We start from the raw sequence: 21208 nt of genomic DNA, 5'->3' as shown, positions 1-21208 counted from the left end.
CCGGTCAGCGGGCCCGCTCGCGCAGCAGCGGGCGGGTGAGGCCCCTGACCTCCGCCTCCGTGAGGGGGCTGACCCACAGGCCCGCCAGCCTCCCGTTCCGGTCGACGAGCAGGGTGTACGGCAGCGACTGGGGCCGGAACCGCCGGGGCAGCCGGGTGAGCAGCCGGCCGCCGGGGTCGTGCAGGCTCGGGTAGGCCAGCGCGTGGTCGCGCTGGAACGCCAGGCCCGCCCCGCGCTCCGCGTCCGTCTCCAGACCCAGCACCTGCACGCCCTTCGCCTTCAGATGCTGCTGCGCGCGGGAGAGTTCGGGAGCCTCGGCACGGCAGGGGCCGCACCAGGGCGCCCACACGTTGAGGACGACGACCTTCCCGCGGTAGTCGGAGAGGCGCACGGACCGGCCGTCGAGGGTGCGGCCGGCGAGGTCCGGCGCGGCACCGCGGTCGGCCGCCGGGACGCTCCGGAGCGGCGGCCCGGACGCGCCGCCCGGCTCCGTCGCGGGCGCGCATCCGGCCAGGGCGAGCAGCAGGGCGAGAAGCGGCAGCGGACGGTGACGTCTCATGATCGACGAGTATTCCAGCCGCGCCACCGGCGAACGGGCGGGGGTGGCGCCGGGACAAAGCGGTCCGTCGGCGATACTTGGCCCCATGGCTTACGACGATCTTCGCTCCCTGCTGCGGGCGCTGGAGCGCGAGGGCGACCTCAAGCGCATCAAGGCCGAGGTCGACCCCTACCTGGAAGTCGGGGAGATCGTCGACCGGGTACAGAAGTCCGGGGGCCCGGCGTTGCTCTTCGAGAACGTCAAGGGCTCCGCGATGCCCCTCGCGATGAACGTCTTCGGCACCGACCGGCGGCTGCTGAAGGCGCTGGGCCTGAAGTCGTACGGCGAGATCTCCGAGAAGATCGGCGGGCTGCTGCGGCCGGAGCTGCCGCACGGCTTCGTCGGCGTGCGCGAGGCCTTCGGGAAGCTCGGCGCCATGACGCACGTGCCGCCGAAGAAGGTGAAGTCCGCGGCCGCGCCGGTGCAGGAGGTCGTCCTGCACGGCGACGAGGTCGACCTGGACCGGCTGCCGGCGCTCTTCACCTGGCCCCAGGACGGCGGTTCCTTCTTCAACCTGGGCCTGACCCACACCAAGGACCCCGAGACCGGCATCCGCAACCTCGGCCTGTACCGCCTCCAGCGCCACGACAGGCGCACCATCGGCATGCACTGGCAGATCCACAAGGACAGCCGGAACCACTACCAGGTCGCCGCGCGCCGGGGCGAGCGGCTGCCGGTCGCGATCGCCTTCGGCTGCCCGCCCGCGGTGACGTACGCCTCCACCGCCCCGCTGCCCGGGGACATCGACGAGTACCTCTTCGCCGGATTCGTCTCCGGCCGGCGTATCGAGATGGTGGACTGCAAGACGGTCCCGCTCCAGGTCCCGGCGAACGCCGAGGTCGTCCTGGAGGGCTGGCTGGAGCCGGGCGAGATGCTGCCCGAGGGGCCGTTCGGCGACCACACGGGTTTCTACACGCCGCAGGAGCCCTTCCCCGCGCTGAAGATCGACTGCGTGACGATGCGGAAGCGGCCGCTGCTCCAGTCGATCGTGGTCGGCCGCCCGCCCACGGAGGACGGCCCGCTCGGCCGCGCCACGGAACGCTTCTTCCTCCCCCTGCTGAAGATCATCGTCCCGGACATCGTGGACTACCACCTGCCCGAGGCCGGCGGCTTCCACAACTGCGCGATCGTCTCGATCGACAAGAAGTACCCGAAGCACGCGCAGAAGGTGATGCACGCGATCTGGGGGGCGCACATGATGTCGCTGACCAAGCTGATCGTCGTCGTGGACGCCGACTGCGACGTGCACGACCTGCACGAGGTCGCCTGGCGCGCCCTCGGCAACACCGACTACGCCCGTGACCTCACGGTCGTCGAAGGCCCCGTCGACCATCTCGACCACGCCTCCTACCAGCAGTTCTGGGGCGGCAAGGCGGGCATCGACGCGACGAAGAAGCTGCCCGAGGAGGGCTACACGCGCGACGGCGGGTGGCCGGACATGGTCCTGTCCGACCCGGATACGGCGGCCCTGGTGGACCGCCGCTGGAAGGAGTACGGCCTGTGAGCAGCGCGTCCGCCGCGATCCCCCGGCCGGGGCGCACCAAGGCGTTCCTGCGGCTGGTGATGATCGAGCACTCGGTCTTCGCCCTGCCCTTCGCGTACATCGCCGCCCTCACGGCGATGTACCGGTGGGACGAGAACATCCACTGGGCCCGGCTGCTGCTGGTCACCGTCTGCATGGTCGGCCTGCGCACGTTCGCGATGGCCGTCAACCGGATCATCGACCGCGAGATCGACGCCCGTAACCCGCGCACGGCCCACCGCGAACTGGTGACGGGCGCGATGTCCGTGCGCCACGCCTGGACCGGCGCCCTCGTCGCCCTGGTGGTCTTCCTCGGGTCGGCCGCCCTGCTGAACCCGCTGTGCCTGGCCCTCGCCCCGGTCGCGGTGATCCCGATGGTGGTCTACCCCTACGGGAAGCGGTTCACCGACTTCCCGCAGGCCATCCTCGGTCTCGCCCAGGCCATGGGACCCATCGGCGGCTGGCTGGCCGTCTCCGGCTCCTGGTCGTGGGACTCGGTGATCCTCGGCCTCGCCGTGGGCATCTGGATCGGCGGCTTCGACCTGATCTACGCCTGCCAGGACGTCGAGACCGACCGTGAGATCGGCGTCAGGTCGGTGCCGGCCCGCTTCGGCATCCCGGCGGCGATCTGGGGCGCGCGCGCCTGCCACACCGTCACCACGGCGCTCTTCGTCTGGTACGCCCTGGCCACCCACGCCGGCGCGTTCTTCTGGCTGGGCCTCGCGATCGTGGCGGGTGCCTTCGTCTACGAGCACCGCATCGTCCGCCCGCACGACCTGTCCCGTCTCGACCGGGCGTTCTTCTCGGTCAACGGCTTCATCGGCATCGCCCTGTTCGTGTGCGCGCTGCTGGACCTCCTGGTGCGCGGTCTGACCGTCTGACCGGGCCGCCCCGACACCCGGATCCCGCGCGGTGGGCGACCCGGCCTGAGGGCTGGGCGACCCGCCGGTACGCTCAAGGTGTGAACGCAGGAGAATCGCGGCGCGAGCCTTGGATCGTGGGGGTGTCCGGAGCTTCCGGTACGCCGTATGCGGCTGCCGTGCTGCGGGCGCTGCTGGGGGCGGGGGAAGCGGTCGACCTGGTGGTCAGCCGGGCCTCGCGGCTGACGCTGCTGGACGAGACGGGGATCTCGTTCCGTGACGCCCACTGGCAGGACGACCTGCGGGAATGGCTGGCCCGGGGCGCCGACGGCAAGCCCGGCACCTTCGACGTGGACGTCAGCCGGGTGCGGTACTGGGGCGCGGGCGACCTCGCCGCCGGGCCGTCCTCGGGGTCGTACCCGGCGAAGGGGATGCTCATCGTGCCGGCCTCCACGGCCTGTGTGGCCGGCGTGGCGCTCGGCCTGTCCAAGGACCTGCTCCAGCGGGCGGCGAGCGTCACACTGAAGGAGCGCCGCACCCTGGTCGTCGCCGTGCGGGAGACCCCCCTGAACGGACAGACACTGCGGCACCTCGTCGCGCTGGACGACGCCGGAGCCTCGGTCGTGCCGGCCTCGCCCGCCTTCTACGCGGGCGCCACCCACATCCAGGACCTGGTGGACTTCGTCGCCGGCCGGGTGCTGGACGCGGCGGGCGTCGGACACGGCCTGTACCGGCGCTGGCGGGGCGAGCTGGGCGGCGGCACAGCCGGCCGGTAGCGCCCGCCGGGAGCAAGGCGCAGTACCTCTCATCACTCTTCGGAACTCTTCAGCGGAAGGCTTCGATCGCATGGACGCGGTGGACAGGCAGCTCATCCAGGCCCTGAGGGAGAACGGCCGGGCCTCCTACGCGGAGCTTGGGCGCCTCGTCGGCCTGTCGGGACCCAGCGTCACCGACCGCATCAACCGGCTGGAGGCGGCGGGGGTCATCACCGGCTACCGCGCCACGGTGAACGCGGCCTCCCTCGGCCTCGGCGTCATCGCGCTGATCGGCATCTCGCTCTCCGACGCCGCCGACCACGAGGACGTGGCCCAGCGGCTGCGGGACCTGCCGGAGATCGAGGACTGCTGGTTCATCGCCGGTGACGACTCCTTCATGCTGAAGGTGCGCTCGACGGACGTGGACGGCCTGGAGAAGACGATCAGGCGGCTCAGCGGCACCAAGGGTGTCTCCCGCACCCGTACCACGATCGTGCTGTCCACGAAGTGGGAGAACCGGGTCGGGGAGCTCCCCGAAGAGGTCTAGGGATACCGTTGGTCGGGTGTCGGAGAAAGGTGTTGGCATGGACGTCGGGCTCAAGCGCGAGCTGGAGGAGAAGGTCCGCTCCGGTGAGCGGCTGTCCCGCGAGGACGGCATCGCGCTGTACGAGTCGGACGATTTGGCATGGCTCGGCGGTCTCGCGCACGAGGTGCGGACCCGCAAGAACGGTGACGTCGTCCACTTCAACGTCAACCGGCACCTGAACATGACCAACGTGTGCACGGCCTCCTGCGCCTACTGCTCGTTCCAGCGCAAGCCGGGCGAGAAGGACGCGTACACGATGCGCATCGAGGAGGCCGTCAAGCTCGCCAAGGCGATGGAGTCGGACAACCTCACCGAGCTGCACATCGTCAACGGCCTGCACCCGAACCTGCCGTGGCGGTACTACCCCCGGTCGCTGCGCGAGCTGAAGGCCGCCCTGCCGAACGTCTCGCTGAAGGCGTTCACGGCGACGGAGATCCACCACTTCGAGACGATCTCCGGTCTGTCGGCCTCCGAGATCCTGGACGAGCTGATCGACGCCGGTCTGGAGTCGCTGACCGGCGGCGGCGCCGAGATCTTCGACTGGGAGGTCCGGCAGCACATCGTGGACCACCGGACCCACTGGGAGGACTGGTCGCGCATCCACCGGCTGGCGCACGAGAAGGGTCTGAAGACTCCGTGCACCATGCTGTACGGACACATCGAGGAGCCGAGGCACCGGGTCGACCACGTGCTGCGTCTTCGTGAACTGCAGGACGAGACGAACGGCTTCCAGGTCTTCATCCCGCTGCGCTACCAGCACGACTTCGTGGACATGAAGGACGGCAAGATCCGCAACCGCCTTCAGGCCCGCACCCAGATGGCGACCGGCGCGGAGGCGCTGAAGACCTTCGCGGTCTCCCGTCTGCTCTTCGACAACGTCCCGCACGTGAAGGTCTTCTGGGTGATGCACGGCGTGCAGACCGCCCAGCTGGCCCTCCAGCACGGCGCCGACGACATGGACGGCTCGGTCGTCGAGTACAAGATCACGCATGACGCGGACAACTACGGCACGCCGAACAAGCTGACCCGCGAGGACCTGCTCGACCTGATCCGCGACGCGGGCTTCCGCCCGGTGGAGCGCAACACCCGCTACGAGATCATCCGCGAGTACGACGGCCCCGACCCGTCCCGCCGCGACTCCCCCCAGCCGATGCGCGTCTGACCCCCGCCCGACGCCCCGCGTCCCGACCCCAGGGGCGCGGGGAACTGCGCGCCCAGCCACGACGCACCCGCGGACGACGACGCGGCCGGGGCCCGCTGGCGGGCGGTGACTCCTCGGCCGACACCCCGTGTTCCGACCCCAGGGGCGCGGGGAACTGCGCGCCCAGCCACGACGCACCCGCGGACGACCGACGGCCCGGGGCCGGCTGGCGGGCGGTGCCTTCCCGGCCGACACCCGGTGTCCCGACCCCAGGGGCGCGGGGAACTGCGCGCCCAGCCACCACGCACCCGCGGACGACGACGCGGCCGGGGCCGGCTGGCGGGCGGTGACTTCCCGGCCGACACCCGGTGTCCCGACCCCAGGGGCGCGGGGAACTGCGCGCCCAGCCACCACGCACCCGCGGACGACGACGCGGCCGGGAGCCCCGATGTCGGGTACTCGGGCCGCATGGCCACCACAACCCCCGAGGACGCGTACACGGCGGAGCCCTTCCTCCCCGCCCGCAAAGGACTCGCCGCCCTGCGCCGCGCCGCCGCCGACTGCCGCGGCTGCCCCCTGCACCGGGACGCCACCCAGACCGTCTTCGGAGCCGGCAAGGCCTCCGCCCGCGTGATGCTCGTCGGCGAGCAACCCGGCGACCAGGAGGACCGCCAGGGCAGGCCCTTCGTCGGCCCCGCCGGCAGACTCCTAGATCGCGCCCTCGAAGAGGCCGGCCTGAACCCGGCGGACGCCTACGTCACCAACGCCGTCAAGCACTTCAAGTTCACCCGGGCCGAGCCCGGCAAGCGCCGCATCCACAAACCGCCGACCCTGCGGGAGGCAACCGCGTGCGCCCCCTGGCTCGCGGCCGAGCTGGCCGTCGTGGAGCCGGAGCTGATCGTGATCCTGGGGGCCACGGCCGGAAAGGCGCTGCTCGGCTCCTCGTTCCGGGTGGGCCCGGTGCGTGGGACCGTGCTGGAGGAGGAGATCCACGGGCGCCCGGAGCGGCTGGTGCCGACCGTGCACCCCTCGGCCGTGCTGCGCGCGGACGACCGGGAGGGCGCCTACCAGGGCCTGGTGGCCGATCTGAAAGTGGCTGTGCAGACCCTCAGGTAATAGATACACTCCCGGCATGCCCCTTACTTACACCGTGAACCCGGCCCTCACCCCTGCCCTGCGCGACGGCGTCCTCGACCTGTGGACGGACGTCTCCAACGCGGGCGGAGCCGTCGGCTTCGTGCCCCCGGTGACCCGCGAGCAGGTGCGGCCGGAACTGGTGCGGCATCTCGCCCAGATGGCCGAGGGGCGTACCCGGCTCGTCGTCGGCCACGACGAGGCCGGCGAGGTGGCCGCGACCGCCTTCCTCACCCACAACACGCACCGGCTGATGACCCACTGGCTGTGGCTGTACACGGTGATGGTCCACCCGAGGCACCAGGGCAAGGGGTACGGCCGCGACCTGCTGGCCGCCGCCGCCGACGCGGCCCGCGGCCTCGACGGCATCGAGGCGATACGGCTGACCTGCCGGGGCGGGCTCGGCCTGGAGCGCTTCTACGGCTCCTGCGGCTACAAGGAGGTCGGCCGGGTGCCCGCCGCCATCCGCGTCGCCCCGGACGACGACCGCGACGACGTCACCATGCTGCTGCCCCTCGGCTGACCCCGCTGAATGATCGCCCGCCGGCCGTGCTTCACTGGACGATGACCCTTTTTGGAATCGGAAGACTGGATTGAGATGCTCCGCTACACGCTGATGCGCTTCGGCATCTTCGCCGGCTGCCTCGTCGTCGTCTGGGGAGCCGTCTACTCCGGCCTCTTCCCGCGGGGCTACGGCAACGCCAACTTCTTCTGGGTTCTGCTGCTCTCCCTGGTCCTCTCCGCGCCGATCAGCTGGGTGGTCCTGCGCAAGGAGCGCGAGCGGGCCTCGGTGCACGTCGCCGGCCGGGTCGACCGGATCAAGGCCAACCTGGACGCCAACCGCAACCAGGAGGACGGCGTCGAGGACCCGGCCGCCGCGCAGGGCCGCGCCTCCTGACCGAGTACCCGGCTCCCGGTGCCCCGGACCCCAACTAGGCTTGTCCCATGGGTGCCGTGAAGACCAAGCGGATGCCGCGTGCGGTGCGGGAGCAGCAGATGCTGGACGCCGCCGTACGGATTTTCGGCCGACGCGGGTACATGGCGGCGTCGATGGACGAGATCGCCGAACTGGCGGGCGTGTCGAAGCCGTTGGTGTACCTGTACCTGAACTCCAAGGAAGACCTGTTCACCGCGTGCATCCGCCGGGAGGCCGCCGCGCTGACCGATGCGGTGCGCACCGGCGTACGGCCGGACCTGCCCGCCGACCGGCAACTCTGGGACGGGCTCCAGGCGTTCTTCGCGCACACCTCGGAGCATCCCGACGCCTGGTCCGTGCTGCATCTGCAGGCCCGTACCCACGGTGAGCGGTTCGCGGCGGAGGTCGCCTCGATGCGCGAGGAGATCGTGGCGTTCGTGACCCGGCTGATCGCGGTCGCGGCGCGGGACGCCCACGGGGATCCGCACCTGCCCGAGCGTGAGGTCGCCGGGCTCGCCGAGGCGCTGGTCGGCGCGGCCGAGTCCCTCGCCGCGTGGGCCAACACCACCCCCGGCGTCACGGCCCGCCAGGCGGCGGCCACGCTGATGAACTTCGCCTGGGCGGGCCTCGGCGCGCTGCTGGACGGCCAGGTGTGGACCCCGCCCACGACCCCGCCCGCGACCGAGGCCTAGAGGGCTTCGTCCCGGACGCCGCCGGACAGCGGGACCACCTCGCCGGTGAGGTGGAGCCTGCCGTCCGGACCCCGCAGGGAGAAGCGGCCGGCGCCGTCCGCCCCGTACGTCACCGCCCCCGGCAGCAGCACCGGCGCCCGGAACTCGGCCCGCACCGCGGCGGAGCCCGCCGTGCCGTGGGCCGCCAGGCAGCGGGCCACGGTCCACATGCCGTGCGCGATGGCCCGCGGGAAGCCGAAGAGGCGGGCGGTGAACGGGTGCAGGTGGATGGGGTTCCGGTCGCCGGAGGCGGCTCCGTACCGGCGTCCCACGTCCCCGGCCAGCCGCCACTCGGCGACGGCGGGCAGCGCGGTGTCGTCGCGCCGCGCCCCGGTGGCCGTACCGCCCTCGGTGCGGTGCCGGGCCAGATAGGTGCTGCGGGACTCCCAGACGAGGTCGCCGCCGGACCGCAGTCCGGTCACCACCGTGGCCTCGGTCCCGCGCCGGTGCGGGGCGAGTCCGTCGACGTGCACGGCGAGTTCGTACTCCCCGGTGGCGGGCAGGTCGGCGTGGCGGACGATCTCGACGGACGTGTGGACGAGGCCCAGCAGTGGCAGCGGGAAGTCCCGGGCGCTCATCAGGCGCATGGCGAGCGGGAATCCGAGGACGTGCGGATAGGTGACGGGCAGCGCGTCGGCGCCGGTGGCGAAGCCGCACACCCGCTCGTACGCGGCCAGTCTCGCGAGGTCGACACGGAGGCCGGGGAGCAGGAGCCGGGTGCCCGGGTGAGAGGCGCCCCGTGACGGGCGCTTGAACGGGGAGCGCAGGGCGCCCCGGGCCAGCAGCGGGGCCAGCGCCGGGGGCGCGCTCAGGGTGACGGTGCTCATCTGCGGCTCAGCTCCCGCGCGGTTCGGTTCCGAAGGGCTGACAAATCCTTACTCCGGAGTAAGGTTACCGGAGGTAAGTCAAAAGTGAGCCCCCCTCACATAACCCGTGAGGCTGCACATCCCTGGCCCCGGACCCTTCCCGAACCCGCACAACCCCCTCACAGCGGACCCGTACGATCACCTGCCTAACCGTCGGTAACCCTCACTTCCGGGGCCACCGGCGGTGTACGCACGCCTGAGGAGCCGCCCCGTGTCCACCCCGTACCAGAACGCCCCCGTCTCCTCCGGCGCCCCGGTCTCCGCCACCGACTACGACGGCCGCCCGGTTCTCGTGGAACCCGAGGTCCGGCGCCTCGACGGGGCCGTGCGGGAGGCGTCCGTACCGCCGTTCGCGCCACCGGTCACCCATGGCTCGCTGGCCGACCTGCCGTTCGAGAACGCCGAGGCGGCCCCCGGGGCCGTAGCGCTCAGCCGCCGGCTGCCCGACGGCAGTTGGGCGGACGTCACCGCCGCGCGGTTCGCCGAGCAGGTGCTCGCGGTGGCCAAGGGGCTGATCGCCGAAGGGCTGCAGCCGGGCGACCGGATCGCCGTGATGGCCCGCACCCGGTACGAGTGGACCCTGCTCGACTTCGCCGCGTGGGCCGCGGGCCTCGTCACCGTCCCCGTCTACCCCACCTCGTCCGTCTTCCAGACCCGCTGGATCCTGCACGACTCCGGCGCGGTCGCCCTGGTCACCGAGACCGCCGCGCAGGCCGCCGCCATCGGACCCGAGCTCCAGCACCTGCCCGACCTCGCACATCTGTGGGTGATGGACAAGGACCACGTGGAACGGCTCGCGGAGGCGGGCGCGCAGGTGCCGGACGGTGAAGTGGCCGTACGCCGGGGCATGCTCGGCCCCGACACCCTCGCCACGCTCATCTACACCTCGGGCACCACCGGCCGCCCCAAGGGCTGCGCCCTCTCGCACGGCAACTTCTTCGCCGAGGTCGACAACGCCGTCGAACTGCTCCACCCGGTCTTCAAGGCGCGGGACGAGGAGCCGTCGGTCCTCCTTTTCCTGCCCATGTCCCACGTCTTCGGCCGGATGGTGGCCATCGCCTGCGTCCGCGCACGCGTCCGCCTCGGCCACGCGCCCAGCCTGGCTGCGGACGACCTGCTGCCGGATCTGGCCGCCTTCCGGCCGACCGCGCTGCTGACCATCCCGTACATGCTGGAGAAGATCTTCAACTCGGCCCGGGCCAAGGCGGAGGCGGGCGGCCGGACGGCCGTCTTCGACCGGGCGGTCGCCGTCGCCCGCCGCTACGGCGAGGCCCTGGAAGCCCGCCAGACCGGCACCGGCAGCGGCCCGAACCGTGCCCTGAAGACCCAGCGCAGCCTGTACGACCCGCTCGTCTACCGCCGTCTGCGGGCCGCCATGGGCGGCCGCGTCCGGTACGCGATCTGCGGCGGCTCCCCCCTCGGCCGGCGCCTCGCCGCCTTCTACGCCGGGGCCGGCATCGAGATCTTCGAGGGGTACGGCCTCACGGAGACCACCGGCGCCTCGACGGTCACCCCGCCGCTCAAACCCCGCCTCGGCACGGTCGGCTGGCCGATGCCCGGCACCCGGGTCCGGATCGCCGCCGACGGCGAGATCCTGCTCGCCGGCGACCACGTGCTGCGCGGCTACTGGGACCCGCAGGCGGGCGGGGTCGTCCCCGCGACCCGGGACGGCTGGCTGGCCACCGGCGACCTCGGCGAACTGGACGACGAGGGCTATCTGACCATCACCGGCCGCAAGAAGGAGCTGCTGATCACCGCGGGCGGCAAGTCGGTGGCCCCGGCACCGCTGGAGAACTGGCTGCGTCAGCACCCGCTGATCTCCCAGGTGATGCTGGTCGGCGACGGCCGCCCGTACGTCGGCGCGCTGATCACCCTCGACCCCGACGGCATCACCCACTGGCGCCAGATGATCGGCAAGCATCCGGTGCCGCCGGAACTCCTCACCGGCGACCCGGAGCTGACGGCCGTCCTGCAGCGCGCGGTGGACGAGGCGAACAAGCTGGTCTCCCGGCCGGAGTCCATCCGCCGGTTCGCCGTGCTGCCCGTGGACTTCACCGAGTGGTCCGGCCATCTCACCCCGTCGATGAAGCTCCGCCGGGCCCAGGTCATGCGGGACTTCGCCAAGGACGTGGAGAGCCTGTACGAACGCCGCTGACCGACGGTCGGCACCCGCTCCTCGCCGGTCCCGTCTCGTCCGGACTCGACGGGGCGCGGAGCGGGTTGCCGCCTGGGTCGGTCGCGGCCCGCACACGATCCTCGTACGCCCCCAACGCCCAGTCAATCCTTGGGTTTTCTCGCCAAACCCAAGTGTTAGCTTGGGTGTTGTGACCCTGGACGATCTCCGTGTGTTCGTGGCCGTGTGCCGCGCGGGCAGCCTGAGTTCGGTCGCCCGCGACCTCGGCTGCACCCAGTCGGCCGTCAGCCAGCACGTCAAACGGCTGGAGCGGGAGACCGGGGTGGCGCTGCTGGAGCGCCGGCCGCGCGGGGTCGTCCCGACCGGGGCCGGCCGGCTGCTGGAGGCCGCCGCTGCCGAGGGCATCTCCGGTCTCGACCTCGCCGTACGACAGCTGCGCGACCTGGTCGACGGCCACGGCGGCCACGTCCGCGTGGCCACCGGCGCGACCACCGTCCGGCACTTCATGTCCGACGCGGTCGTCATGTTCCGCCACCGCCACCCCCGGGTCAACCTGGAGTTCCGCACGGTCAGTTCGGGCCGGGGCACCTTCGACGCCCTCGCTGACGGCACGCTGGACCTGGCCTGGATCACCATCGGCCCGCCGGTGCGGGGCATCGAGCAGCGGACCGTCGCGGAACTGCCGTGGCTGCTCGCGGTCCGCGCGGACGACCCGCTCGCCGGCCGCCCGCGCCTGGACCCCGCCGAACTCGCCGACGTCCGCCTCATCCGGCTGCCGCCCAACTCCACGTCCGCCGCCCACCTCGAAGCGGCGTGCGCGGAGCGGGACGTACGGTTCACCTACGAGCCCAGCGTGGCCGACTGGGACACGGCACTGCTCCTCGCCGAGCTGGGCGTGGGCCGGGCGGTCGTCCCCGCCGTACCCGGCCTGCCCGTCCCCGGCGAGGGCCCGTTGCGGCTGGTCCCGCTGCCCGGCCTGCGTCCGCTGCCCGTCGGCTGGGCCGTCCGCCGCTGGGACGCGCTCAGCCCTCCGGCGCGGGCCTTCGCGGACACGGTCGCCGCCTCGCGCTGAGCGGCAGCTCCGCCCAGACGGTCTTGCCGACGTCCCGCGTGGTGACGCCCCACAGGGCGGACAGGACCTGGACGACGACGAGTCCGCGGCCGTGCTCGTCCAGCAGACCGCCGTCCAGGAAGCGCAAGGGCCGGTCGCTCCGGGTGTCGCTCACCTCGATGCGCAGCGTGTTCCTGCCGGGCAGGAGTGCCAGGCGCAGCTCGAAGTCCCGGCCAGGGACGCGACCGTGGGTGACGGCGTTGGCGGCGAGTTCCGCGACGAGGAGCTGGGCGGTGCGGCTGAGGTCGCCGTCGTGCGGGAACCCCCAGGTGGCGAGCGCCCCGCCGGTCAGCCGACGGGCCAGCCGGGCACCGCGGGGCGTGGCGCTGAGCCGCTGCACGAGTTCGGTCCGGGGGGTGGAGATTTCTACGTTCACCTCACCGAGCGTGGCCGGTTCTCCCTACGCTGACCAGGGATGACCCGGCGACTGTGCGTAGCCGTACGGGTGCGGTGGGTCCGGTGTACGGCTTGTCGGAGGGTGGCGTGGCGGAGGAGCGGAGGCCGGAGACACCGGCGGAGGCGAACGGGGCGGCGGCGGTCTTCGTCGTCCTGGGCAAGCAGCTGAAGCTGATGCGGGAGCGGGCGGGCCTGAACCAGCGGGAGTTCGGCCATCTGGTGGGGTACGGCCCCGACCAGATCTCGGCGGTGGAGCGGGGGGTACGGACACCGAGGCCGGAGTTCCTCCAGCGGGCGGACGAAGTCCTGCGGGCGGAGGGCCTGTTCACGGAGGTCATCCCGCAGGTGGAGGAGGCGATGACGAAGGCGCGGACCCGGCATCCGGAGTGGTATCGGAGCTATGCCGAGTTGGAAGCGGTCTCCGTCGAGCTGCACTTCTACGCCAACCAGGGCGTGCCAGGCCTGTTGCAGACCGAGGACTACGCGCGGGCCGTGTTCTCCCGTCGCCGTCCCCTGCTCGCCGAGGACACCATCGAGAAGCGCGTCGCCGACCGACTGGCGCGCCAACAGGTCTTGGAGCAGTGGCCTCTCCCCATGTGCAGCTACGTCTTGGAAGAGGCCGTGCTGCACAGGCCCATCGGCGGTACGAAGGTCTACAAGGACCAGCTTCGCCGATTGCTGCGCATCGGCAGCATGCGCAACGTGGAGGTCCAGGTGATGCCCTCCGCCCAGACGGAACACCCCAACATGGACGGCCCGTTCAATCTGCTGACGCCCAGCAGGCGCGCCCAGGTCGCCTACGTTGAGGTGCAGGGGTATCCCCGCCTGGTCACCGACCCGGAAGAGGTCCGTAAGATCGCCGACCGCTATGGGGTCATGCGCGCGATGGCACTTACTCCGACGGCATCCCTGGCCCTGATCGAGAAGCTGCTGGGAGAGAGATGAACACCGAGGAACTCGCCTGGTTCAAGTCCAGCTACAGCGGCGGCGAAGGAGGCGAGTGCGTCGAGGTCGCCCCAGAGGCCACCGCCATCCACATCCGCGACTCGAAACGGCAGCCCACCGCCCCCCATCTCACCGTGACGCCCACCGCGTGGTCACTCTTTCTTCTGGGCGAGAAGGAACGCCTGCGGGACTGACTCGCCCCACGCCTCCACGGGCTCCCGGACGGTGACGGCGCGCAGGGCGAACCCGGCGCCGGACAGCAGCTCCGCCATCCGCTCGGGGCGGCGCCGGTGGAAGTCGAGGACCACGGGCCGGCCCCAGGGTCGTTCCAGGCGGAGCGGTACGTCACCGGACTGGAAGGCGAGCAGTGCGAGCCCGCCGGGAGCCAGTACACGGGCGAACTGGGCCAGGAGCGCGGGGAGTCGTTCCGCCGGCGTGTGGATGCTGGAGTACCAGGAGACGATCCCGGCCAGCGAACCGGCGGCGAGGGGAAGCTCCAGCATGGAACCCTGCTGGAACCGCAGCGCGGGGTTGTCCCGGCGGGCGATGGCGACCATGGACGCGGACAGGTCGAGGCCGAACACGGACAGACCCAGCGCGGCCAGGTGTCCGGTGACCGCCCCGGGACCGCAGCCTAGGTCGGCGACCGTGCCGCCGGGCTCCACCTGCTCCGCGAACGCGCCGAGCAGCGCCCGCTCCAGCGGCCTGTCGTCGAGCGGGTTCCGGAAGTGTCCGGCGTAGTCCTCGGCGACGGTGTCGTAGAAGGAGCGGGTGGCGGTCAGGAAGTCCTCGGTCTCGGTCATGGGGAGGGACCGTAGCGAGCGGTACTGACACTCCCTCTAGGCTGCTGCCGTTGGCCGATGCATCTAACGGGGGGTTGTGGGCCGATGGACCAGGCGACGGAGGTCTTCCAGCCGCTTCAGGCGGACGACCCGCCCGTGGTGGCGGGGTACCGGCTCGCCGCCCGGCTGGGGGCCGGCGGCATGGGCCGGGTCTACCTCGCGCACACCCGGGGCGGCCGGCCGGTCGCCGTCAAGGTGGTGCGGCCGGAGCTGGCGGACGACCCGGACTTCCGGCGCAGGTTCGGCCGGGAGATCAAGGCGGCCCGGCGGGTGCGGGGCGCGTACACCGCCGAACTGATCGACGCGGACGCGGACGCCGTACCGCCGTGGCTGGCCACCCTGTACGTCCCCGGGCCCTCGCTGACCGAGGCCGTGGCGCGGCGCGGGCCGCTGCCGGTGACGGCGGTGCTGTGGCTGATGGCGGGGGTCGCCGAGGCCCTTCAGGCCATCCACGCCGAGGGCGTCGTGCACCGGGACCTGAAGCCGTCGAACGTGCTGCTGGCGGCCGACGGGCCGCGGGTGATCGACTTCGGTATCGCGCTCGCGGCCGACGGGACCTCGTACACGGCGACGGGCGGCACGATCGGCACGCCGTCGTTCATGGCGCCGGAGCAGGCCTCCGGAGGTGACGTCACGGCGGCGACCGACGTCTTCGCGCTCGGGCAGACCGCGGCGTTCGCGGCGCTGGGCCGACCGCTCTACGGCGAGGGCGCGGCCCTCAACGTGCTGTACCGGATCGTGCACTCCGCGCCCGACCTCGCCGCGCTGCCCGAGCCGCTGCGCCCGCTGTTCGCCCGGTGCCTGGCCGCCGACCCGGCGGAGCGGGCCACCCCGGCGGAGATCGTCCAGTGGTGCCGGCAGCGGCTCGGGGCGGACGCCGACGCGGGCGGGGGACCGGCCGTGTGGCGGGAGATCACCGGGCCGGAGGTCACGGTCCCGGCGCCGGTGCCCGACCCCACGCCCGCCGTCCCGCAGCCGCTGATCGCGTACCCGCAGCCGCCGACGGTGCCGCAGGGCGGCGCCCGCAGGCGCCGCGCGCTGATCACCGGCGCGGGGGTGGCGGGCGGCGCACTGCTGGCGGTCGCCCTGGCCTGGTCGCTGATGGACGCCGGGTCTCCGGCGGGCGGCAAGGACGCGGACCGCGCCCGCACGTCCGCGACGGGACCGGCGGCGCGGTCCTCGTCCTCATCCTCCCCGGCGCCCGCGAAGGGCTCCGCCGACCCGGCGGCCGGCCGGACCGGTGACGGGAAGGCCGGGACCTCGCCGTCCCCCGCGGCCTCGCCCCCGCGGCCGCGGGCCGACGTGTACGCCCCGCTGACGGTGGACGCCCAGCACCCGCTGAACCTCGACGACCCGGACGGCGGCGCGAAGGACGGCAAGGACGCCGTCCGCTTCGACTGCCGGGAGCCCAGCTGTGAACTGACGAGCGGCACGGCCTCGTTCGTCCAGATCGTCGGTGGTCACGGCACGACGCTCGACATGTGCCGCCTCATGCTCAGGAGCGGCAGGTACCACGACTGGACGCTGGCCTCGGTGGCCGCCGGCAGCGAGATCTGCATGAAGGACACCAAGGGGAACGTCGCCCTGTTCGTGGTTCAGACGAAGTCGACCGCGATCGCGGACCTCGCCTTCCTCCAGGGCGACCTGACCGTCTGGCGGAAGGCCGCCTAGCCCACCCCCGCCAGCCGCAGCAGCGCGGTCGTCCCCGCCGCGGCCAGGACCACGAGCACGAAGGGCGCCCGGCGCCAGGCCAGCACGGCCCCGACCAGGACCCCGGCGGGCCGGGCCCAGCCCGCGAAGCCGCCGCCCTCGGTCAGCGCGCCCGTGGCCAGCAGGGCGACGAGCAGCACCACCGCGCCGGCCGAGGCGAGTTCCTGCACCCGGGGCGGGACGGTGACCCGCCCGTGCAGCACCGGCCCGACGAGCCGGAAGGCGTACGTGCCCACGGCCAGGGCGAGGATCACGGCGAGCGTCGCGTTCATGCCGCGGCCCCCGTCCCGGCCGGCCGGCGGTGGAGGACGAGTCCGCCGAGCGCGAGCAGCACCGGCACCCCGGCCGGGACGGCGGGCGTGACCGCCAGCGCGACCGCCGCGCCGAGCAGGGCGCACCGCCGTACCGCCGTGTCCGCGCGCAGGGCGGGCAGGACCAGTGCGACCAGGACGGCCGGGAAGGCGGCGTCCAGTCCGTAGCGGGCGGTGTCGCCGAGCGCGCTCCCGGCCGTCGCGCCCGCGAGCACGCCCACGTTCCACACGGCGAACAGGCCGAGCCCGGAGATCCAGAACGCCCTGCGGCGCCGCACCGGATCGGACTGGGCGAGGGCGAAGGCGACCGTCTCGTCGGTGACCAGGTGGGCGCCGAGGAGACGGGTGGCGCGGCCGGAGCCGATGATCTCCGCGACGGCCAGGCCGAAGGCCGCGGTCCGTGCGTTCAGGAGCAGCCCGGTGACCGCGGCCGCGACCGGCCCGCCCCCGGCGAGCAGTACCCCCACCGCGCTGAACTGGGCCGATCCCGCGTACACGAGCACGGACATGAGCACGGGCGCCCACACCGGCAGCCCGCCGGCGACGGAGACGGCACCGAAGGACACGCCGACGATGCCGCCGGCCAGCCAGACCAGGGAACTGTCCCGGACGAGGGAGCCGTCGCCGGACTCCACGGGTGTTCGTTGCAGCGAACGCATGTTCTCTGCAATGAACAGCAGGCGGCCGGTCCGTCAAGGCGAACGAACGTACCGATGGAGCGAACGACATGTCCGAGGTCCCCGCCCGGCTCCCGATGGAGTGGATCGCCGGATCCCTCAAGCGCGAGCGCGCCCGTGCCGGGCTGTCCCTGTCCGAGCTGGCCAAACGCGCCGGCATCGCGAAGTCGACGCTCTCCCAGCTGGAGGCGGCGGGCGGCAACCCGAGCATGGAGACGATCTGGGCGCTCGCGGTGGCACTCGGCGTGCCCTTCAGTGCGCTGGTGGAACCGCCCGCTCCGGCGGTCCGGGTGATCCGCGCCGGCCAGGGGCCCACGGTCCACTCCGAGCAGTCGAGCTACCTCGCCTCACTGCTCTCCGCCTGCCCGCCCGGCGCGCGCAGGGACATCTATTACGTCTGGCTGGAGCCGGGCTCCGTCAGGGATTCCGCACCGCACATTCCCGGTACCACCGAGCACATCGTGGTCGCCGAGGGCGGCGTGAAGGCGGGGCCGCGAGGGCAGGAGGTCGAACTGGGACCCGGTGATTACCTGTCCTACCGCGGGGACGTGCCGCACGCTTACGAGGCGCTCGCCGGCGGAACGAAGTTCGTCCTGATCATGCAGCACAGGTAAACCGGAAAGGAACGGGAAAAGGCAGGAGCCCCGTCGCCGAACGGCGCGGGGCTCCTTGGGTACTGCACTCAGGTTCTGCGATCAGGCAGTGATCAGACGGGGGTGACGTTCTCCGCCTGCGGACCCTTCGGGCCCTGCGTCACGTCGAAGCTCACCTGCTGGTTCTCCTCGAGGGAGCGGAAGCCGGAGGCGTTGATCGCGGAGTAGTGAACGAAGACGTCGGGGCCGCCGCCTTCCTGGGCGATGAAGCCAAAGCCCTTTTCGGCGTTGAACCACTTCACGGTTCCGGTAGCCATAAGCCCTCCTTGGGCCCAAAAGGGTTGCCCTGCTCCAGAACCTGCACGTGCGAAACGGTGCTGCACAACTGCATTCGTCTGAAAACGACGAGAGCCCGCGGTCACATGCTCCGCAGGCTCTGTACTGCAAGGGAAACCAAACTGCAACTTGCGGCGAGCCTAGCATGTGGGCAGCCGAATGCAATAGGGATCAAGATCACGTCACCCGGATGTTTGAACCATCGCTAGCCCGTTTGGCGGTGGGGTCGGTCCCGGCACCGTACCGCACGGGGTCTAGTCTCGCGATGTGGACAATGCTCGCACCCGGCCGCGCGTCGGCCACATCCAGTTCCTGAACTGCCTCCCCCTCTACTGGGGCCTCGCGAGAACCGGCACGCTCCTCGACTTCGATCTCACCAAGGACACCCCCGAGAAGCTCAGCGAGCAGCTCGTGCGCGGCGACCTCGACATCGGACCCGTCACCCTGGTCGAGTTCCTGCGCAACGCCGACGACCTCGTCGCCTTCCCGGACATCGCCGTCGGCTGCGACGGGCCGGTGATGTCCTGCGTGATCGTCTCGCAGGTCCCCCTCGACCGGCTGGACGGGGCCCGGGTCGCCCTCGGCTCGACCTCCCGCACCTCGGTCCGCCTCGCGCAGCTCCTGCTCGCCGAGCGGTACGGGGTCCAGCCCGACTACTACACCTGCCCGCCCGACCTCAGCCTGATGATGCAGGAGGCGGACGCCGCCGTCCTCATCGGCGACGCCGCCCTGCGCGCCAACCTCCTCGACGGGCCGCGCTTCGGCCTGGAGGTGCACGACCTCGGCGCCCTCTGGAAGGAGTGGACCGGCCTGCCGTTCGTCTTCGCGGTCTGGGCGGCCCGCCGGGACTACGCGGCACGCGAGCCGTCCATCACCCGCCAGGTCCACGAGGCCTTCCTCGCCTCCCGCAACCTCTCCCTGGAGGAGGTCGGCAAGGTCGCCGAACAGGCCGCCCGCTGGGAGGCCTTCGACGAGGTCACCCTGGAGCAGTACTTCACCACCCTCGACTTCAGCTTCGGCGCGCCGCAGCTGGCGGCCGTCGCCGAGTTCGCCCGCCGGGTGGGCCCGACGACGGGCTTCCCCGCCGATGTGAGGGTGGACCTGCTGCGGTCGTAGCCGCGCGTCACTACGCTGCTGCCCACGAGGCGTTGGGGGGAGCGTGCGCCATGCAGCCGCTGGAAGTCGATGAGCCGGCCGTCGTCGGGCCCTACCGGCTGCTCGGCCGGCTCGGTGCCGGCGGCATGGGCCGGGTCTACCTGGGCCGCAGCGCGGGCGGCCGTACGGTCGCGGTGAAGATCGTGCACCCGCACTTCGCGCTGGACGAGGAGTTCCGCGCCCGGTTCCGGCGCGAGGTGGAGGCCGCCCGGCGGGTCGGCGGCGCCTGGACCGCGCCCGTCCTGGACGCGGACCCGGACGCCCGGGTGCCCTGGGTCGCCACCGCGTACGCGGCCGGGCCGTCCTCGCGGCGGCCGTCACCGACGGCGGCCCGCTGCCCGCGCAGACCGTGCGCGCCCTCGGCGCGGGCCTCGCCGAGGCGCTGGCGGCGGTGCACGAACTCGGCCTCGTCCACCGGGACGTGAAGCCGTCCAACGTGCTGCTGACCCTGGACGGCCCCCTCCTCATCGACTTCGGCATCGCCCGCGCCATGGACGGCACGGCGTCCCTGACCTCCTCCGGGGTGTCCATCGGCTCCCCGGGCTACATGTCGCCCGAACAGATCCTCGGCAAGGGCGTCACCTGCGCCGCCGACGTCTTCTCCCTCGGCGCCGTCCTCGTCCACGCGGCCACCGGTGAACCGCCCTTCCGCGGCGACTCCTCGGCCGCCCTGCTCTACAAGGTCGTCCACGAGGAGCCCGAACTGGGCCCGCTCACCGGTGAACTGCGGGACCTCGCCGCGGACTGCCTGGCCAAGGACCCGGCGGCCCGGCCCGGCCCCGCCGAGGTGGCCCGGCGGCTCGCCCCCGAGGGAGCCTCCCGCCTGATCGCGGGCGGCTGGCTGCCGGGCCCGCTGGTCGAACAGGTCAGCCGCAGCGCCGTACGCCTGCTCAACCTGGACACGGGGGAGACGGCCGGGGCACCGCACTCGGGCCCGGTGCCCTTCAGCAGCCCTTCGGTGGGCGGACCCGCCGTCGCGACCGGGACGAACCCCGGTACCGGCGCCGGGGTGTTCGGGCCCGCGCCCCTGATGGACCAGGGGGTGGCGGCCGGCGCCGGTACGGCCCCGGGACCCGGCGGGGCGCCCACCGGTGCGGCCGGGGGAACGTTCGGGGCGTCGACCGGTACCGCCGGGGGCCGTTCGGAGCGCCGGCCGGTACCGCCGGGGGAGCGTTCGGGGCGTCGACGCCCGCGGACGGGGTGCCCTCCGGTGCGCCGACCGTCGTGCCCGCGCCGCGGGACGCCCCGCCGCCCGGCCGGGTGTCCGTCAGGGTCGCGGCGGACTCCGCCCCGACGGACAGCGGCCGTGGACGCAGACTGAGCTGCACGGTCGTCCTGGCCGTCGCCGGCGCACTGGCCGCGGCGACCCTGGGCGCCGGTGCCCTGCTCAAGCCCTGGTCCCACGAGAGCGACGGCGACTCGAACGCCGGCAGCGGCAGCGCCCAGTCCCCGGCGCCGAGCGCGGCGTCGAGCGGCACCGCCGCGAGCGGCGCGCCCGGCACGGTCCCGGCCCGCTACCTCGGCACCTGGGAGGGCCCCGCCACCGGACTCGGCGGCAGCCTGCCCATGGGCACCTTCCGGGTCACCGTCCACCAGGCCGCCGTAGGACAGGAGTTGGGGCGGATGCGGCAGACCGACCCGATCGGCGCCGTCTGCACCGACGTCCTCACCCTGAAGAAGGTGACGAAGACCCGGGTCCTCGCCACCTCGAAGGGCGCCGAGAGCAACCACGCCGGCTGCAACCCCACCCCCCACCAGGTGGAGCTGACACCGGCCGGCGACGACCTGAAGTACACCTCGGACAGCTCGGCCGAGGGCAACCCGGTGGCCCGCATGACGAAGGTCCGCTGACCGCCGTACGGACCGGGCACGACACAGCACGGGGGATT

At 72.7% G+C, this 21208-nt stretch carries 23 protein-coding genes and 1 pseudogene; 17 read left to right on the top strand and 7 right to left on the bottom strand.

Translation table 11 applies throughout. The annotated features are described in order from the left end of the window. Positions 1–4: 4 nt before the first annotated feature. On the bottom strand, positions 5–559 hold the full coding sequence (locus N8I86_RS17645) for a TlpA family protein disulfide reductase (RefSeq protein ID WP_263278196.1): 555 nt from the start codon (positions 557–559) through the stop codon (positions 5–7). 85 nt (positions 560–644) lie between these two features. Between N8I86_RS17645 and N8I86_RS17640 the strand changes: the two genes are divergently transcribed. From N8I86_RS17640 to N8I86_RS17600, 9 genes are all read left to right on the top strand, one after another. Beyond that, positions 645–2102 carry a menaquinone biosynthesis decarboxylase gene (locus tag N8I86_RS17640; RefSeq protein ID WP_073901829.1) on the top strand — a complete coding sequence of 486 codons (1458 nt, stop codon included), beginning with the start codon at positions 645–647 and terminating at the stop codon, positions 2100–2102. Further along, entirely contained in the window at positions 2099–3001 is a 903-nt protein-coding gene (mqnP, locus tag N8I86_RS17635; protein WP_263278195.1) for a menaquinone biosynthesis prenyltransferase MqnP, read from the top strand. Before N8I86_RS17640 ends, mqnP begins: the two co-directional genes overlap by 4 nt. Positions 3002–3081: 80 nt before the next feature. Beyond that, a complete protein-coding gene (locus tag N8I86_RS17630) occupies positions 3082–3756 on the top strand; it encodes a UbiX family flavin prenyltransferase (protein WP_073901831.1) in 675 nt (224 codons plus the stop codon). A gap of 70 nt (positions 3757–3826) precedes the next feature. Beyond that, on the top strand, positions 3827–4282 hold the full coding sequence (locus N8I86_RS17625; protein ID WP_073901832.1) for an Lrp/AsnC family transcriptional regulator: 456 nt from the start codon (positions 3827–3829) through the stop codon (positions 4280–4282). Positions 4283–4319: 37 nt separating this feature from the next. Continuing rightward, positions 4320–5483, top strand: a complete 1164-nt coding sequence (gene mqnE / locus N8I86_RS17620) for an aminofutalosine synthase MqnE (RefSeq protein WP_073901833.1) — start codon at positions 4320–4322, stop codon at positions 5481–5483. A gap of 447 nt (positions 5484–5930) precedes the next feature. Further along, positions 5931–6578, top strand: a complete 648-nt coding sequence (locus N8I86_RS17615; protein WP_073901834.1) for a UdgX family uracil-DNA binding protein — start codon at positions 5931–5933, stop codon at positions 6576–6578. 16 nt (positions 6579–6594) lie between these two features. Further along, entirely contained in the window at positions 6595–7119 is a 525-nt protein-coding gene (locus N8I86_RS17610) for a GNAT family N-acetyltransferase (protein WP_263278194.1), read from the top strand. Positions 7120–7194: 75 nt separating this feature from the next. Next, positions 7195–7494 (top strand): DUF4229 domain-containing protein, encoded by a 300-nt coding sequence (locus N8I86_RS17605; RefSeq protein WP_123437548.1) that lies wholly within the window; start codon positions 7195–7197, stop codon positions 7492–7494. A gap of 47 nt (positions 7495–7541) precedes the next feature. After that, on the top strand, positions 7542–8204 hold the full coding sequence (locus tag N8I86_RS17600) for a TetR/AcrR family transcriptional regulator (RefSeq protein WP_263278193.1): 663 nt from the start codon (positions 7542–7544) through the stop codon (positions 8202–8204). Here the strand turns inward: N8I86_RS17600 and N8I86_RS17595 are convergent. Further along, positions 8201–9070, bottom strand: a complete 870-nt coding sequence (locus N8I86_RS17595; RefSeq protein ID WP_073901837.1) for a MaoC family dehydratase — start codon at positions 9068–9070, stop codon at positions 8201–8203. The two genes, N8I86_RS17600 and N8I86_RS17595, sit on opposite strands and share 4 nt — an antisense overlap. Before the next feature lie 250 nt (positions 9071–9320). On the opposite strand from N8I86_RS17595, the gene N8I86_RS17590 reads away from it, so the two are divergent. Then, on the top strand, positions 9321–11264 hold the full coding sequence (locus N8I86_RS17590) for an AMP-dependent synthetase/ligase (RefSeq protein ID WP_073901838.1): 1944 nt from the start codon (positions 9321–9323) through the stop codon (positions 11262–11264). Between the two features lie 169 nt (positions 11265–11433). After that, positions 11434–12315: a LysR family transcriptional regulator gene (locus tag N8I86_RS17585; protein ID WP_073901839.1), complete on the top strand. Its 882-nt coding sequence runs from the start codon at positions 11434–11436 to the stop codon at positions 12313–12315. On the opposite strand, the gene N8I86_RS17580 is transcribed toward N8I86_RS17585, so the two are convergent. Next, positions 12266–12730, bottom strand: coding sequence for an ATP-binding protein (locus tag N8I86_RS17580; RefSeq protein ID WP_073901840.1), 465 nt, complete (start codon positions 12728–12730; stop codon positions 12266–12268). The genes N8I86_RS17585 and N8I86_RS17580 overlap by 50 nt on opposite strands. Before the next feature lie 107 nt (positions 12731–12837). Between N8I86_RS17580 and N8I86_RS17575 the strand changes: the two genes are divergently transcribed. Then, on the top strand, positions 12838–13695 hold the full coding sequence (locus N8I86_RS17575) for a helix-turn-helix domain-containing protein (protein WP_263278192.1): 858 nt from the start codon (positions 12838–12840) through the stop codon (positions 13693–13695). Then, positions 13692–13889 (top strand): DUF397 domain-containing protein, encoded by a 198-nt coding sequence (locus N8I86_RS17570; RefSeq protein WP_263278191.1) that lies wholly within the window; start codon positions 13692–13694, stop codon positions 13887–13889. Before N8I86_RS17575 ends, N8I86_RS17570 begins: the two co-directional genes overlap by 4 nt. On the opposite strand, the gene N8I86_RS17565 is transcribed toward N8I86_RS17570, so the two are convergent. Beyond that, positions 13848–14498 carry a class I SAM-dependent methyltransferase gene (locus N8I86_RS17565; protein WP_263278190.1) on the bottom strand — a complete coding sequence of 217 codons (651 nt, stop codon included), beginning with the start codon at positions 14496–14498 and terminating at the stop codon, positions 13848–13850. The genes N8I86_RS17570 and N8I86_RS17565 overlap by 42 nt on opposite strands. A gap of 84 nt (positions 14499–14582) precedes the next feature. Between N8I86_RS17565 and N8I86_RS17560 the strand changes: the two genes are divergently transcribed. Then, positions 14583–16208 carry a serine/threonine-protein kinase gene (locus N8I86_RS17560; protein ID WP_263278188.1) on the top strand — a complete coding sequence of 542 codons (1626 nt, stop codon included), beginning with the start codon at positions 14583–14585 and terminating at the stop codon, positions 16206–16208. Here N8I86_RS17560 and N8I86_RS17555 read toward each other — a convergent pair. Together N8I86_RS17555 and N8I86_RS17550 are read right to left on the bottom strand one after the other, a co-directional pair. Next, positions 16205–16519: an AzlD domain-containing protein gene (locus tag N8I86_RS17555; RefSeq protein WP_263278187.1), complete on the bottom strand. Its 315-nt coding sequence runs from the start codon at positions 16517–16519 to the stop codon at positions 16205–16207. The two genes, N8I86_RS17560 and N8I86_RS17555, sit on opposite strands and share 4 nt — an antisense overlap. Beyond that, entirely contained in the window at positions 16516–17217 is a 702-nt protein-coding gene (locus N8I86_RS17550; RefSeq protein ID WP_263278186.1) for an AzlC family ABC transporter permease, read from the bottom strand. The genes N8I86_RS17555 and N8I86_RS17550 overlap by 4 nt, the downstream gene beginning before the upstream one ends. 68 nt (positions 17218–17285) lie before the next feature. Here N8I86_RS17550 and N8I86_RS17545 point away from each other — a divergent pair, with 68 nt between their 5' ends. Beyond that, positions 17286–17849 (top strand): helix-turn-helix domain-containing protein, encoded by a 564-nt coding sequence (locus N8I86_RS17545; protein WP_263278185.1) that lies wholly within the window; start codon positions 17286–17288, stop codon positions 17847–17849. Positions 17850–17941: 92 nt separating this feature from the next. Here the strand turns inward: N8I86_RS17545 and N8I86_RS17540 are convergent, their stop codons facing one another. Beyond that, positions 17942–18145, bottom strand: a complete 204-nt coding sequence (locus N8I86_RS17540; RefSeq protein ID WP_003992177.1) for a cold-shock protein — start codon at positions 18143–18145, stop codon at positions 17942–17944. 286 nt (positions 18146–18431) lie between these two features. Between N8I86_RS17540 and N8I86_RS17535 the strand changes: the two genes are divergently transcribed. After that, positions 18432–19280 (top strand): menaquinone biosynthetic enzyme MqnA/MqnD family protein, encoded by an 849-nt coding sequence (locus N8I86_RS17535; RefSeq protein WP_073901848.1) that lies wholly within the window; start codon positions 18432–18434, stop codon positions 19278–19280. A gap of 50 nt (positions 19281–19330) precedes the next feature. Continuing rightward, positions 19331–21170 (top strand): annotated as a pseudogene (locus N8I86_RS17530) (serine/threonine-protein kinase). Positions 21171–21208: the final 38 nt, after the last annotated feature.

Source organism: Streptomyces albidicamelliae (assembly GCF_025642175.1).
GTDB classification, from domain to species: domain Bacteria; phylum Actinomycetota; class Actinomycetes; order Streptomycetales; family Streptomycetaceae; genus Streptomyces; species Streptomyces albidocamelliae.
This window is presented reverse-complemented; position numbering and strand designations above follow the sequence as displayed.